Source organism: Pseudomonas batumici (assembly GCF_036585405.1).
In the GTDB taxonomy this organism is placed as follows: Bacteria; Pseudomonadota; Gammaproteobacteria; order Pseudomonadales; family Pseudomonadaceae; genus Aquipseudomonas; species Aquipseudomonas batumici.
Genome location: NZ_CP144470.1, coordinates 957293 through 971712, shown reverse-complemented (window position 1 = coordinate 971712; position 14420 = coordinate 957293). Strand labels below are relative to the sequence as shown.

Annotated in this window: 15 protein-coding genes; 5 read left to right on the top strand and 10 right to left on the bottom strand. The window is 60.9% G+C overall.

What is annotated here, in order from left to right; all coding sequences use genetic code 11:
• Positions 1-32 precede the first annotated feature (32 nt).
• On the top strand, positions 33-902 hold the full coding sequence (locus NUH87_RS03985; protein WP_338524832.1) for a chemotaxis protein CheW: 870 nt from the start codon (positions 33-35) through the stop codon (positions 900-902).
• Here NUH87_RS03985 and NUH87_RS03980 read toward each other — a convergent pair.
• The 4 genes from NUH87_RS03980 to NUH87_RS03965 all read right to left on the bottom strand — a co-directional run bounded on the left by NUH87_RS03980 (position 892) and on the right by NUH87_RS03965 (position 6844).
• Positions 892-4005, bottom strand: a complete 3114-nt coding sequence (locus tag NUH87_RS03980) for a PAS domain S-box protein (protein ID WP_338524831.1) — start codon at positions 4003-4005, stop codon at positions 892-894. The genes NUH87_RS03985 and NUH87_RS03980 overlap by 11 nt on opposite strands.
• Positions 3999-4475 (bottom strand): PAS domain S-box protein, encoded by a 477-nt coding sequence (locus NUH87_RS03975; protein WP_338524830.1) that lies wholly within the window; start codon positions 4473-4475, stop codon positions 3999-4001. The genes NUH87_RS03980 and NUH87_RS03975 overlap by 7 nt, the downstream gene beginning before the upstream one ends.
• A 137-nt stretch (positions 4476-4612) precedes the next feature.
• Positions 4613-5611 (bottom strand): bile acid:sodium symporter family protein, encoded by a 999-nt coding sequence (locus NUH87_RS03970; RefSeq protein WP_338524829.1) that lies wholly within the window; start codon positions 5609-5611, stop codon positions 4613-4615.
• A 150-nt stretch (positions 5612-5761) separates the two neighbouring features.
• A complete protein-coding gene (locus NUH87_RS03965) occupies positions 5762-6844 on the bottom strand; it encodes an alginate lyase family protein (protein ID WP_338524827.1) in 1083 nt (360 codons plus the stop codon).
• 122 nt (positions 6845-6966) lie between these two features.
• Here NUH87_RS03965 and NUH87_RS03960 point away from each other — a divergent pair, with 122 nt between their 5' ends.
• Complete coding sequence (locus NUH87_RS03960; RefSeq protein ID WP_338524826.1) at positions 6967-7395, top strand: DUF1801 domain-containing protein; 429 nt, start codon at positions 6967-6969, stop codon at positions 7393-7395.
• A 20-nt stretch (positions 7396-7415) separates the two neighbouring features.
• Here the strand turns inward: NUH87_RS03960 and NUH87_RS03955 are convergent, their stop codons facing one another.
• Positions 7416-8042, bottom strand: a complete 627-nt coding sequence (locus NUH87_RS03955) for an isochorismatase family cysteine hydrolase (RefSeq protein WP_338524825.1) — start codon at positions 8040-8042, stop codon at positions 7416-7418.
• A 99-nt stretch (positions 8043-8141) separates the two neighbouring features.
• Between NUH87_RS03955 and NUH87_RS03950 the strand changes: the two genes are divergently transcribed.
• On the top strand, positions 8142-8627 hold the full coding sequence (locus tag NUH87_RS03950) for a helix-turn-helix domain-containing protein (RefSeq protein ID WP_338524823.1): 486 nt from the start codon (positions 8142-8144) through the stop codon (positions 8625-8627).
• Between the two features lie 56 nt (positions 8628-8683).
• Here NUH87_RS03950 and NUH87_RS03945 read toward each other — a convergent pair whose 3' ends face one another.
• Positions 8684-9943 (bottom strand): MFS transporter, encoded by a 1260-nt coding sequence (locus NUH87_RS03945; RefSeq protein WP_338524822.1) that lies wholly within the window; start codon positions 9941-9943, stop codon positions 8684-8686.
• Positions 9944-10016: 73 nt separating this feature from the next.
• On the opposite strand from NUH87_RS03945, the gene NUH87_RS03940 reads away from it, so the two are divergent.
• The gene (locus NUH87_RS03940; RefSeq protein ID WP_338524820.1) at positions 10017-10709 is read left to right on the top strand and encodes a helix-turn-helix transcriptional regulator; all 693 of its coding nucleotides are present in this window, start codon (positions 10017-10019) and stop codon (positions 10707-10709) included.
• 27 nt (positions 10710-10736) lie between these two features.
• Here the strand turns inward: NUH87_RS03940 and NUH87_RS03935 are convergent, their stop codons facing one another.
• Positions 10737-11189 carry an Lrp/AsnC family transcriptional regulator gene (locus NUH87_RS03935; RefSeq protein ID WP_338524819.1) on the bottom strand — a complete coding sequence of 151 codons (453 nt, stop codon included), beginning with the start codon at positions 11187-11189 and terminating at the stop codon, positions 10737-10739.
• A gap of 193 nt (positions 11190-11382) precedes the next feature.
• Between NUH87_RS03935 and NUH87_RS03930 the strand changes: the two genes are divergently transcribed.
• On the top strand, positions 11383-12000 hold the full coding sequence (locus NUH87_RS03930) for a LysE family translocator (RefSeq protein ID WP_338524818.1): 618 nt from the start codon (positions 11383-11385) through the stop codon (positions 11998-12000).
• 89 nt (positions 12001-12089) lie between these two features.
• On the opposite strand, the gene NUH87_RS03925 is transcribed toward NUH87_RS03930, so the two are convergent.
• The 3 genes from NUH87_RS03925 to NUH87_RS03915 form a co-directional block, all read right to left on the bottom strand.
• Entirely contained in the window at positions 12090-12776 is a 687-nt protein-coding gene (locus NUH87_RS03925; protein ID WP_338524816.1) for an amino acid ABC transporter permease, read from the bottom strand.
• Positions 12777-12779: 3 nt separating this feature from the next.
• Positions 12780-13508 (bottom strand): amino acid ABC transporter permease, encoded by a 729-nt coding sequence (locus NUH87_RS03920; protein ID WP_338524815.1) that lies wholly within the window; start codon positions 13506-13508, stop codon positions 12780-12782.
• Positions 13509-13587: 79 nt separating this feature from the next.
• A complete protein-coding gene (locus NUH87_RS03915; protein ID WP_338524814.1) occupies positions 13588-14394 on the bottom strand; it encodes an ABC transporter substrate-binding protein in 807 nt (268 codons plus the stop codon).
• Positions 14395-14420 lie beyond the last annotated feature (26 nt).

Genomic DNA, 14420 nt, shown 5'->3' with positions numbered 1-14420 from the left:
TGCGTGGGGGCGATCATCCGATAATGCCCGGCATGAACATCCCCCGAGTGCAACCATCTTTCGGCATGGCGCCGGATGAGGCTTCCTTCATCAATATGCATCACCTCTCTACTTCGCTGATATTCATCATTCTGTTTGGCATCGTGGTACTCGCTACCTTGAGCCTTTACATTTTCCGATCTCGTCACTGCGCAAAACACGCTGTCGAGGTAGAACCCCACGAGCAGACGCCACTCGAATCCGACAAAGGAGAGGCGAGCTATCAGCCCGACAGGCTGGCACCTGGATCAACCCACGTGATGTCGGCTTCGCTCACTGGCGGACAAGACCTCGTTGAGGTCGCGCTCAAGATGCGCGAGCTGGTCGAGCTTTCCCAGCGTCTGAAAGTTGCAACACAGACCTTTGATCACCACAACGCAGTGCAATCGCGGAAGGTGGAAACTGTAGCGAATTCATCGCAAACCAGACGATACCTTCCCTTTTTTCTAGGCGATGAAGTGTTCGCGGTGAGTATTCGTACCGTCAAGGAAGTCGTGGAAGCCGATCGGCTCATCATCGAACGGGGCAGGCCGAACAGGATCCGCAGGGCGATCAATCTACGCGGCTCGGTGGTTCCGGTGATCGACCTGAGCAGGTATCTTGGCGGGGAACCCACTGAAATCAATCAGTGTGCTCTCATCGTAGTTCTAGTGTTGGACCACGGTGCGCATCCTCGAACGATCGGCGTCAAGGTGGATGCCCTCTGCGCAATATTGAACATTGCCCCGTCGAGCATCGTTCCGCCACCCATTCAGCCAGCGGATATTCGCAGTGGCTTTGTCATTGGCACCCTGCAGGCTGACAAAGGTTCCATTACCGTGCTCGATATCGGTCGAGGGCTATCGATGGGGGCTAGGGCATAGTGGGATGTGGGGGCTCCGGGACTACCTGCAAGGGAATCCTCACCCGCACACGCGTCCCCTGCCCAGGGGCGCTGTCTATGGTGACGGCACCGCCGAGCATGTGCCCACGCTCGCGCATGCCGAGCATCCCGAGCGTGCCCTTGGGCAGTTGTTGCGGATCGAAGCCCTTGCCGTTGTCGCGTACCTCGATCAGGACGTGCTCGGAGCAACGCTCCAGGTGGATATCCACGCGACTGGCCTGGGCATGGCGAGCGATATTGGTCAGGGATTCCTGGATCACCCGGAAGGTCGCGGTGGCGCGCTCGTCGTCGAGTTCCAATCGAGCCGAGGGCGCTCTCAGTCGGCAGTAAATGCCGGTGTTTTCCGAAAACTCGGACACCAGCCATTCGAGCGCCGGGGTCAGGCCCATGTCGAGCGCGGAGGGGCGTAGGCTGGTGGCGACGTTGCGAACCACCTGAATGGTTTCGTCGACCCGCACCATCAGCGCCTGAACACGCTCAACGAGCAGCGGGTGGTCGTTGCCGAACTGCAGGCGCAGCAGTGAAATGTCCATGCGCAGGGCGGTGAGCTGCTGTCCCAATTCGTCGTGGACTTCCCGGGCGATGCGTTTGCGCTCCTCTTCCCGGGTGGTTTCGCGATGGCTGGATAGCTGGCGCAATTGTGCATGGGACGCCTTCAGGCGTCGCTCGGCGGCACGCATGGCACTGATGTCGCGACCCACCGCGAGGATGCTGACGAGTAACCCATGTTGATCCTGTTCGGGCACCAGACGGACTTGGTAGCAGGTGGCTTCGGCGTCTTGCACAACCGGAGCGTCGAGGATGATTTCCTGTTCGGTGGCTTCGCCGGTTTGCAGCATGTGTTCGAGCTTGTCTTGAAAGGATCGACTCGCATTCGAGTACAGCGATGCCTCGTTGGACGTCTTGCCGAGCAGATCGGCCAGCGGCCGGTCGAGCAAGCTTTGCGTCGCCGGGTTGGCATACAGGAAGCGGCATTGAGGGTCGAAGCGGGCGATGACGTCCGGGGTGTTCTCCACCAGGGCGCGGAACTCCTGTTCGCGGCGGTGCAGGACACGCTCCGCGTGTTTGCGCTCGGTAATGTCGCGGGCAATACCGACGATTCTCCGGATGCGTCCGCAAGCGCCGCGTACCGGGATCAGCGTCGAGTGGAAGGTCAGGTGCCCGGTGGGCAGGTCGAGTTCCTCTTCCTCGTCGAGCGGAGCGCCACCCTCCACGCAGCGCTGATACTTGGCGATAGCAGCCGCTGCAACATGGGGCGGTAGCGTTTCCTCGATGGTCTTGCCGATCAGTTCGACACGCCCCTTGCCCACGCTGCGTTCGAGAGCCGGGTTGACCTCGATGTAGCGGAAGTGTCCCTCCTCGGTCACCTCCAGTAGAAACAGGGCATCCAGGGAGTTGTCGAAGATTTCCCGATAACGTTGTTCGCTCTCGAGCAGCAAGGTCTCGGCACGTTTGCACTCGATGGCGATGGCGGCCAGGTAGCTGGCCTGATGAACCAGCTTGAGGTCGTCGTCCGTCGGCAGCCCCGGTTGAGGCAAATAGATGCAGAAGGTCCCCAGGATCTTCCCGACGGAGTCCTTGATCGGCTCCGACCAGCAAGCTCGCAACCCGGCCTTGATGGCCTGTTCGCGGAATACATGGCAGTAGGGGTGCGAGTTCAGGTCCTCGGCGATGACCGTGGTGCCACGCCAGGCGGCAGTGCCGCAAATGCCCATGCCTTCGCCGATCTCGATGCGGCCGAGCGTTTTCAGGTAGTCAGGCGGCAGACTGGGCGCAGGGCCGGGTTGCAGGTAACGGCCATCGTCGTTTGCCAGCATGATACTCGCGAGGAAATCCGGGCGTGCCTGCTCGAGATATTTCGTCACCAGCGCTAACACTTCCGGCAGCGGGGCACCTCGTGCCAGCCGCTCGAAAATGTGCAGTCGAGTCTCCTCCAGGCGTTCGTGGCGCTTCAGGGCGGTGATGTTGTAGCCCTTGGCCAGGACGCTGACCACCGCGCCGTCCACGCCACGTTCGGCAATCAGCTGTATGGCGTGGGCGACGAGCTCGCCGCTTTCTGGATAGGGCCATTCCAGGACGGTTTCCAAAGGCGCTCCGGTGGAAATCACCTGACGCAGGAGTGCCTGGTATTCGACTACCGGCATTTCCGGGCTCCAGTCGTCTTCAAGCGACCGATGCAGTGCTTGTGCGGCAGGGATGCCGGTCTCCCGCTCGAAGGCCGGGTTGACGTAAGTACGCTGACAGTTCAGGTCGTAGCGGATGATCAGGTTCAGCGAGTTCTCCGCCAGGGCGCGGAACTGCTGCTCGCTGGTCAGCAGGCGGGATTCCATCTGCTTGCTATCAGTGATGTCACGGCTGACGCCGACGATGCGATAGATACAACCCAGCTCGTCGCGTACGGGAATGAAGGTCGAGTGGATGGCGATGAGCCCTGCCGGTAGCTCGAGTTCATCTTCCGATTCGATATTTTTTCCGCTCGCCAGACAGTAGTTGAGTCGGGTGAGTATCCTGAGCGCCGTTTCTGCATTGCTCGATTCGCCGACGTAACGGCCGATCAACTGTTCGCGGCAAACCCCCGACGATCGTTCGAACGCCGTATTGATCTCAATGTAGCGAAACCGATGATCCGCAGTCACTTCCAGCAGATAAAGGCAGTCCGACGAGTAGTCGAAGATTTCCCGATAGCGTTTTTCATTGTCCCGATGGACCGCCTGTAAGCGCCGGCGTTCTGTGATGTCACGAGCCAGCGCCAAGCTGTAGTGCTGGCCGCCAAGCTCGATGTAGGTGATGCTGATTTCGACCGGAAAGATACGACCGTCGCGGGTTCGGTGACGGCTCTCGATGGTCTCGGGAGGGCGCTCTGAATGGTTGCGCCAACCTTCGAGTACCTGCTCGTTGGTCCAGTCGGGATCCAGATCGGCCAACGTCATGCGCAGCAGTTCTTCACGGCTGTAGCCCAGGCTCCGGCAGGCTTCGTCGTTGGCGTAGCGCACGCGAGCCTGGTTGTCGATCAGGTAGGCAGCCTCATGGGCATGACTGAGGGCGAAGTCCATCAGGGCGAGGCGCTCCTCGCTTTTCAGCAAGGCCTGTTCCAGGCACTCATCCAGGTTCTGGGGGCTTGGAGTGGAACGATTGCGCCGAGCAACAGGGTGCCGACGGCAACCAGCTTGCTGCGTCCGTGCAGCACACTGCCATCCTTGCACCGATAGCGCAGTTCAAGTGACAGATCAGTGAGGTCGGCGGGTGTGCCTGTGCCTTGCAGCGCTTGCAGGTTTTCTCGGTCGGGACACTGAAGCAGATCGAGGAAAGGTTTGCCGAGCAGCTCCGGCAGGGCATAGCCGAGTAGCTGGGCAAAAGCGCCATTGACCTTCAGCATCCGCCCTTGCTCATCGAGCAGAACCAAGGCGCTGGACACCAGGTCAAAGGTGGCCAGGAACAGTTGGGATTGGGGCGTCTGCGGGCCTAAGGCATCCAGCTCGGTAGATTGCATCACTTGTACTTCGCTCAATCTGAATCGTCCCCGGTTTGCTTTTTTATAGGGCTGAAAATGCATACAGCCTTTTTAAAGCTGCTGGCCTTATCTGGGGGTGCCGTCTTGGGCCATACGGAGTTTATCCAGTATCGACTGAACCTCATTTTCCTTGAAGGTCAGTATCTTGGCGGTGTGCCATACAGACAGCTCAGAAGAAACTAAGGATCAACCTGTCCCATCAATTCCGCGACTGACTCCGGCCGTTTCGCATAACGCTGCGCCAGCACCGCACAAACCATCAACTGAATCTGGTGGAACAGCATCAGCGGCAGGATCAACACGCCGATGGTGCTGCCGGCAAACAGTACCTGGGCCATCGGCACGCCCGTCGCCAGGCTTTTCTTCGAACCGCAGAAGAGAATGGTGATGCGGTCTTCCTGGTCGAAGCCAAAGGCCTTGCCAAGCACGGTGGACGCAAGCAGCACCAGCGCGAGCACCACGCCGCAGACCACCACCAGACCGGCCAAGTCCCAGAGCGGGATCTGATGCCAGAGGCCTTCGTTCACCGCCTCGCTGAACGCGCTGTAGACCACCAGCAGGATCGAGCCCTGGTCAACGAATTTCAGCCAGCTCTTGTTGCGGCCCACCCAGGCGCCGATCCAGCGCCGAGCGATCTGCCCGGCAATGAACGGCAGCAACAGCTGCACGCTGATCTTCAGGATCGCATCGAGGGTCGAGCCACCCTCGCCATGCACATTCAGCAGCAAGGTCACCAGCAATGGCGTGAGGAAGATGCCGAACAGGCTGGACGCCGCGGCACTGCAAATCGCCGCCGGAACGTTGCCTCGAGCCAGGGAGGTAAAGGCAATCGCCGATTGCACCGTGGCCGGCAGGGCGCAGAGGTAGAGCATGCCCATGTACAGCTTGTCGCCGATCAGCGGCGACAGCAACGGCTTGAGCGCCAGGCCCAGTAGGGGGAACAGGACGAAGGTCAGGCCGAACACCAGCAGATGCAGGCGCCAGTGGCCAGCACCGGCGATGATCGACTCACGCGACAGCTTGGCACCATGCATGAAGAACAGCAGGGCAATGGCGATATTGGTCAGCCAGCTGAAGCCGACGGCGACCTGGCCGCCGGCGGGCAGGAGACTGGCGAGAATCACCACGCTGACCAGGGTCAGGGTGAAGTTGTCGGGCAAGAAGCGAGGGCGGGTCATCAGGCGCGTCATCCGGAAGCAGAAACAGTAGATGGACTGTATCCTGTCTGCCGATTGCCGACTAACGCCAATAAGTCCATGAATATCGCCTAAAGGACAGGGTGCATGCCGATGTGCTCCGTCCATGAGATCTACTGGCGTGGGCCTTGCCTATTTCAGGTAGCAGGCACCGATCCAGTCCTGGGGATACGGCGCCAACTGCCGGGCCAGCGACAAGTAGCGGGCATCCAATTGCGCCGCCAGCCAATAGAGTTTGTTGCTGCTTTTCGGCTCCCAGCTGCCGCTATAGCCGCTTTCTCCGACGTGGGCGCGGTCGCGGTCAAACTTCACGCTTGTATGCACGAACTCCTCGTGGCTGCGTTGCCCGCTTGCGTAGGGCACAAGCCAATCGAGCGACCGGCCCAGGGAGGCACCACCGGGTGCGGTATAGCCCAACCAGTTGTCGCCTATGCCGTAGGGCTTGGCCGCCAGGGCTGCTTGAACCAGTGGCTCCAGGTCATACACGACATAGTGCAGCGCATCACGTTCCCTGAAGTCGAACACCGAGCCATCCGGCAGGAGATTGTCCGCGACCTGTTGCTCGAACAGCTGGAAGGCTTGTTCCAGCATGGCCCGATCCGCCAGTGCGGCGGCGGCCAGCGTGACCAGCTTGACGCGATGGCTCTGCCAGTTATTGATATTTTTACTACTCTTCGATCCATGGAACTGTCTGATCTGTTCCAGGTAACCGTTCCCGAGCTTGCGCAGGAAGGCACGGCTGGCCTCCCGCGTTTCCGGGCGCAGTTCGCTGGCGGTGAGGGTGTAGGCATCAATCAGTTGATCGAGATTGGTCTCGTCAATCGGGTTGAAATCCGGCTGATAGGTGCTGGTCCAGGCGGTAAGGCCCTCGTCGACTTGTTGCAGATAGTGCGGATCGGCGCTCAGGCGCCAGGCCAAGGCCGCTTGACGCAGTACCGGCCAATCCTTTTCCGCCTCGATGCTCTGCTCGCGGATGCCCTGGTTCGGCAGGGTGCCTTCGGTATGTAGGTGGGGCAGGGCGTGGTTACCGTCACCGAGATGTCTTTTCGCAGCAGCCAACAGTTGCTTGGCGGATGGGCTGGTGGCTGCCGGCTGGCAGAGGCTCATGATCTGAGTCGAGGTGGCGACCGTCGAGGCGGCGCTCGAAAGCGTGCCGAACAGTGCGGTGGAGATGCCCAATACCCATGCTGCCGTACCTGGAGAAACCCGTGACATGCTCTATCTCAATGGTTGGTAAAACAAGTGCTGGCTGCCAGCGCTGGAAAAACTAGCACAGCGTTACTTCTTTCTTGATGAAACTGGCGAGGGTAACCGCCACGAAGAGGACGACAACTACCATGAACAAGGAAAAGACAGGATCAGCGGAAGGCGAGGGCAATGCGGCCTCGCAACTGATCGACGCGAGAATCAAGGAGTTGGGGGATTGGCGCGGCGAGACCCTCGCCCGGGTCCGAGCCCTTATCATGCAGGCCGACCCCGAGGTGGTCGAGGAGTGGAAGTGGCGGGGCGTTCCGGTCTGGTCCCATGGCGGAATCATCTGCACGGGCGAAACCTACAAGCAGGTCGTGAAGATGACCTTCGCCAAGGGCGCCGCGCTGGAGGATCCTTCGGGGCTGTTCAACTCCAGCCTCGAAGGCAATACCCGACGGGCCATTGATCTCCACGAGGGCGAGCAGTTCGATGAGCAGGCGCTGACGGCGCTGGTTCGCGCCGCCGTAGCGCTCAACACTTCGGCACGAGCCGCTCGCACCCGATCGGCTGGATAAGCCGTCAGCGCTGCCGTTTTCTACGGCTGTGCCAGGGAAGCGATAAGTTCATCCGTCGCCACAATCGAGTGGGCAAACGTTGGGCCGTTCAGTTCGTGGGCGGCGTGCATCATCTCCGGCCTGAAGGCGGCGGTCGCATCCCGTACCAGGGTGACGTGGTAGCCGAGTTCCGACGCATAACGGGCCGTTGCCTCGATGCAGGTATTGGCCAGCAAGCCCACGATGATCACGTGGGTGATGCCCTTCTGCTTGAGGCGAAAGTCCAGGTCGGTATTGGCAAAACCACTTGAGCCCCAATGTTCCTGGGCGACGATATCGCCGTCCCTGGGCGCGAAGTCGGGGTGCCATTCGCCGCCCCATTCACCACGGGCGAACTGATGGCCGTGCATGATCTTGCACTGGTTGGGATTGGGGTGGTCCCAGTTCTCGTAGTCACCTTGCTCCCAGCGGCGGTGCGGTACGATGACCACCTGGATGCCCTGGGCGCGGACGGCGTGGTCGAGTGCGCGCAGATTATCAAGCAGGTCGACCTGCTCGGCGATCGGCTTGATGAAGGGATAGATCTTTCCACCTTCCGACAAGAAATCATTGTAGGGATCGACCAGCAGGTAAGCGGTCCTCTCGCGAGGATAGAGTGCGTTCGACATGGCGTTTTCTCCAGGGACGATGGATAAGCGGTGCCATAGGCTTGCCCCGGCATCGTGAAGATATGATAATCATAGTTACTTTGAGAAAGGCAAGACCTTATGTCGACAAGCAGCAGTGTCCCCGAAACCCTGTGCCCGATTGCACGGGCCGAAGCCATCGTGGGTGATCGCTGGACCGTGCTGGTCCTGCGCGAGTTGTTCATGGGCAGTCATCGCTTCGACGAGATCCAGGCGCAGACCGGCGGGACCCCGCAAATGGTCGCCACGCGTCTGAAAAACATGGAGGCCGACGGGCTTGTCGAACGTCGCCGCTACAGCGAGCGGCCGCCGCGCTACGAATACCACCTCACCCCGAAAGGCGATGCGTTTTTCCCGGTGGTGCTTGCGCTGCGCGCCTGGGGGGAAACCTGGTGCAAGTCGCCGGAGGAGGGGCTGGCGGTCCGTTTTGTCCATCGCCAGTGTGGCAAACCTGCCGGGCTCGGACCGCTGTGCGAGCATTGCGGCGAACTTCTGCAGCATGAAGCGCTGATCAGCGAGCCCAGCGTCTCCTACATCGTAGAGCGCACGGCACGCGCGAGACCTTGAAGGGCAATCGCAGCCAGCCGTGATAGGCGGCCAAGGGGCGTTGCCTTATCCGCCAGTCACTTGTCCGAAGACCGGCTCAATTCCGGCAATCGCCGAGCCGAACCTTCGTTACCCACGACGAGAGCGAGTATCGCCAGGCCCTGGATTCCGGCGGCCAGCCCCAAGAGCAATAGTTCGCCATGAGCCCCGCCGGCCAGGGATTTCACCGCGCCAAAGAATGCCGGAGCAAACGCGTAGCAACCCTGGGCGGTTGCTACGATCAGCGTCACCACGCGCTGTGTTTGCTGGCGTGGGAATTCCGCTTGAGCGATAAGTGGCGGCAAGGAGGTCGCGTTGCCGATTCCCGCGCCGAAGAGTATGACCCCTAGCCACAGGAGATCGGGAAAGGTACTTAATCCGGTCATGGTCAGGCACCCGAGCAACTGGCCGCCATAGCTCAGGCAGGCAACGTTGCGCCGGTTGGCATTCGCCGGCATCAGCCAACCAACCAGAAACCTTCCGGCGATGGCACTCGCCGTCGCCAAGCCCATCGCCAGGCCGGCCTCTGCTTGTGTGACGTGATCGACTAACAGCAGGAACAAGTGGGTAATCAGCCCGATCTGGGCGAACAATCCCAGCGACATGGCGGTCGCCAGGGTAACGAAGCGACGATTACGCCACAGAGAGGTGGCCGAGCTTCCTGGGGAGACAGTCGGCTGATCAGGTGGCTGATCGGCACCATCGGCATATTGCCCGAGGTCTTCAGGCCGGACCCTGAAGACCTTGATCGAGAGTACGGTAATCGTTGCTATCGACACCAGGCCGACTCCCAGCGCCGCCAGGGTGAAGCCGATCTGGTCGATCAGGTACACCCAGGCCGATGAAAAGATCACGCCGCCAATGCTGGCGCCGTTGTAGGCCATCGCCAGGGCGGCCGGGCGCTTGGCCACAAACCATGGGGCGATGAGGGCGTTGACGGCGGCGGCCCCCATGGTCACCCAGCCGAATCCACTGAGTAGGGCGGCGATGAACAATTGGTAGGGTTGATGGGCAACCGACCATCCATACACCCCGACGCCGAGCAGGATCGATCCCAGCACGGTGGTGCAGGGCAGGCCCAGGCGCTTGTACAAGGCGGGGAGGTTTACCACCACCAGGGTGCCCGCCAGGAAGTGCAGGGTGACGGCGGCAGAACACAAGGGTAGCGACCAGCCTGTTCGTTGAATCACCGTGTAGAGGAATATCGGCGGGCCATAGAAGCCGATCCCCCAGCCGAATACCGCCATCACAAACGTCGCTGCCACGACCTTTCTGCCAAAAAAATTCGATTGCTTCATGGGTGAGTCCCTTCAGGTGGTTTAACGTCAGTATGATGCTGGCGAACAGGGATACTTCGGGAGGATGTGAACTATGGATGTAGAAGCGGCTGATCTTTCTCTGGCGGCGGTGGCTGGTGCCATTGCCGACCCGGCCCGATCGCGGATGCTCTGCAGTCTGCTGGACGGTCACGCGCGCACGGCCACGGAACTGGCCGCCGTGGCTGACATCGGCGCGTCCACCGCCAGCGGTCATTTCTTGCGTTTGCGTGAACAAGGCCTGGTGGAGATGCTGGTTCAGGGCCGGCATCGCTACTACCGCCTGGCCAACGTCCGGGTCGCGCAGGCGCTGGAGGCGTTGTTATCGATCACTGAGCGCAACGTGGCGCCGTTCCAGCCCAGCACACCTTCGGCCTTGAAGCAGGCCAGAACCTGTTATGACCATATCGCCGGTGAAGTCGCGGTCAAGCTTCATGACGCCTTGCTGCAGGCAAGCTGGATTGAGGAGCAGGGCAAGGACTATGTCCTCACCGAAAAGGGCGCAACCTTGCTGGCGCGGGTGGGCATCGACGTCGACGCCGTATCGCGTCAGCGCAGGCGCCTGGCCTATCCCTGCCTGGACTGGAGCGAGCGCTCACCCCATATCGGCGGTGCGCTGGGCGCAGCCCTTCTGGAGCTGCTGCTCAAGCGCGGCTGGGTGAACCGCCATCTCGACTCCCGGGCTCTGAGCTTGACGGCGAAGGGGGAGAAGAGCCTGGCGAAAGCGTTTGGTTTGCCGGATCGGTGAAGAATTACTCCGCCGCTCCCTTCTCCTTTACAACGCAAGAGCCCGATCCTGAATGACCCGCTTCATGACCAGGGTCGAGGTGAGACGCTGCACATTGGGCAGCGAAGACAATCGCTCATCGTAGAGTTGCTGGAACGCCGGAAGGTCCCGGGTAATCACATGCAGCATATAGTCCGGGTCGCCGAAGAGCCTTTGCGCCTCGACGATTTGCGCAATGTCCGGCAATGCCGCCTCGAAATCGCTGACGGCCTGGCGGGTCCCCTCGCGCAGGGTGACGAAAACGATCGCGGAGAAATTCAGGCCCAACTCACTGGGGGCCAGAATGGCCCTGTATCCCACGATCACCCCCGACTCCTCGAGCGCTCGCAGCCGGCGATGACACGGCGAGAGACTGAGCCCGACTCGATCCGCCAGTTCAGTGACCGAGAGTCGACCGTCAGCTTGTAGCTCAGCAAGAATTTTCCTGTCTGTCCTGTCCAAGGGGGAAAACCTTCTCTTGTAGTGCTATTTCATTGGGATATTTGAAAGATAATCCTATCAGACTTTCCTTATTCTTCTTCTGCCAGTTTTCGCTCTTGCGAGCCCCGGTACCGTGTCGACGGCCTATAGAAAATGGGGTGTTGCGCGCCGGCAGCGATTCGCAAGGTCCCCATGAAGTTGAAGGTAAGTTCAGATGACAATCAGTGTCCTGGCCGCATTTTGGGCGGTGTCGTTTCTATTCGTTATTACGCCCGGAGTGGATTGGGCCTACGCGATTTCCGCGGGAATGCGTGGGCGACTGGTGATTCCGGCAGTGGGTGGTTTGCTCTCCGGCCACCTGGCCGCGACGGTCGTTGTGGCGGCTGGCGTGGGTAGCCTGGTCGCCCGGAGTCCGCTGGTGCTCACGGTGCTCACCGTCGCGGGATCCGCCTATCTGCTCTGGTTGGGCATCAACATGCTTCGTCAGCCTGCGGTACCTGAGGCCGGGGAGGCACAGGACTCCGACTCGTGGTCGCGTTGGGCCTTGAAAGGGGCTTGCGTGAGTGGCTTGAACCCCAAGGTTTTCCTTCTGTTCCTGGCGCTCCTGCCGCAATTCACCGACCCGCTGGCGGCCTGGTCAATCCCGGCGCAAATCATCACCCTGGGTTTGCTCCATGCACTCAGTTGCGGTCTGGTCTATCTGCTGGTCGGCTTCAGCGCCCAGGCGGTGCTACAGACCCGGCCAAGCGCGGCGAAAATCGTCAGCCGTTGCTCCGGGGCAATCATGATCGTCATCGCGATGGGATTGCTGGCTGAGCAAGTCTTTGCCTGAGCCTGTTTGAGGTGAAGAAAATGAGTGATCTTTTGTCTCCCTATGCCGACAGGTAAGTGCAGCCGAAATCCGTGTTCAGGCGCGTGTGATCAACGTTGTTTCACCTGCTGTCTGCCAGTCGCAAAATTGGCCAGCAGATCAAGGCTGGAACAGAACACGAAATACACCAGCGCCACGAACAGGAAAATTTCCGTGGGATGGACCATCACCCGGTTGCTCACCTGGGTCGCCACGAAGGACAGCTCGCCGACGCCGATCACATAGGCCAGGGAGGTGTCCTTGATCAGCGAGATCCACTGATTGAGGAACGAGGGCAGCATGATCGGCAAGGCCTGCGGCAGGATGATCAGTCGCATCACCTGCACGGGGCGCATGCCGAGGGCGCGGGCGGCTGCCCATTGGCCGTCCGGCAGGCTCTGGATACCGGCGTGAACCGAGTACGCCAGGTAAGCGCCGCCGATCAGCGACAGGGCGCAGACCACGGTGAACAGCGCCGGTATATCCACGTGGAAGAGGATCGGCAGCAGGAAGTAACTCCAGAAGATCAGCATCAGTACTGGGATCGCCCGCAGGAAACCCAGCACGGCGATCAATATCCCCCGTGGCCAGCCCTTGAGGGTGCTCAGGGCAATGCCCAGCACCAGGCCCAGGACCGCGGCGGCAATTCCGGACAGCACGCTCAGTACCAGGGTCAGGGCCGCGCCACCCAGGGGGCCGTTGGGGTAGGCGCCGATCAGGAAGTAGTCGAGGTTGTCGCGGATAATGGAAAAGTCCATGGCTCATGCGGCTCCCTGGCGATAACGTTTGGTCTGGCGGATCCATTGTCCGGCCGCTTCGATCAGCGCGATGCCGAGGATGTAGAGCAGGGTGGCGAAACCGAAGGACTGGAAGGTCTTGAAGGTTTCGGTCTCCACCTGGCGCGAGGCGTAGGACAGCTCGGCGAGGCCGATGGCCATGGTCAGTGAGGAGTTCTTCAGCGCGTTCATGTACTGCCCCAGCAAAGGCCCGAGTGCGGTGCGCAGGGCCTGGGGCAACACGATATGAAGCCAGACCTGCGCCGGTCGCAGGCCCATCGCCATGCCGGCTTCGCGCTGCTGCGGGCGAACCGAGGCGACGCCGGCGCGAAACTCTTCGGCGATGAAGGCCGAGGTATAGAGCGTCAGTCCCCAGAACCCGGCGATGAACTCAAAGGACGGCCAACTGATGTCCAGCCCGGCCAGGTTCAGCTCATGGGGCTGGTTCAGCCAGCTCACCAGGTCTTCAGGCAGCAGGGCGCTGACGCCGAAATACCAGAAGAACAACTGCACCAGCAGCGGCGTGTTGCGCAGCAACGCCAGGTAGGCACGTGCCGGCCAGGACGCCAGGCGCGAGCTGCCCAGGCGTGCCAGGCAGACCAGGAAACCGAGCCCGGTGGCGATCAGGCAGACCGCGACAGACAGGATCAGGGTGAGGAGAAATCCATCGAACAACCATTTCAGGTATTGCGGGCCCAGCCATTCACCAAACATCAATCACGGTGTCCATCCAGAATACAAAGAGCCCGCGCGGAAAACCGCGCGGGCCGTGGGTGTGCGGTGGGGTCGGCGATCAGCTCTTGTCGCCGATCTTGTACAGGCGGGTCAGCGGCGTCTTGGTGTCCGGGCCGAACCAGGTGTCGTAGATCTTCTGCGCCTGGCCCTTGCTTTCCAGCTCCACCAGCGTCTGGTTGACCACGTCGGTCAGGGCGGTCTCGCCCTTGGGCAGGCCGACGCCAATCAGGTCATTGGAAATGGTGAAGGGCGGTACCTCGTACTTGTCCTTGTCCGGGACGTTGGCCAGCAGGCCGATCAGCTTCGGACCATCCTGGGTAATGGCCTGGACGTTGCCGTTGCGCAAGGCGGTGAAGGCGAACGGGGTGTCGTCGTAGGCAACGACTTTGGCCCCCGGGAATTTCTCCCGCAGCACGCCTTCGTTGACCGTGCCCTTGTCCACGCCGACTCGCCATTTGTTCAGGTCATCCTGGGACTTGAGGGTGCCTTTCTTGACGATGAACTGCTGGCCGGAGCTGAAGTAGGGAATGCTGAAGTTGACCTGTTGGGCGCGCTCCGGGGTGATGGTGAAGTTGGCCAGGACCAGGTCGACCTTGTTGGCCACCAGCAGCGGTACACGGTTGGCCGGGTTGGTCGGTTGCAGCTGGAGCTTGACCCCGAGCTTGTCGGCGATGGCCTTGGCGTAGTCCACGTCCAGGCCTTCGATCTGCTTGCTCTTGGCATCGATGAAGCCGAAAGGCGGGTTGCTGTCGAACGAGGCGACGCGCAAGACGCCGGATTTCTTGATGTCTTCCAGGCGGTCGGCATGGGCCAACCCCGAGAGGACGGCGAGGGTGAGGGCAGTGAGGGCAGTCAATTTTTTCATGGCGATCTCAACACTTGATGGATGAT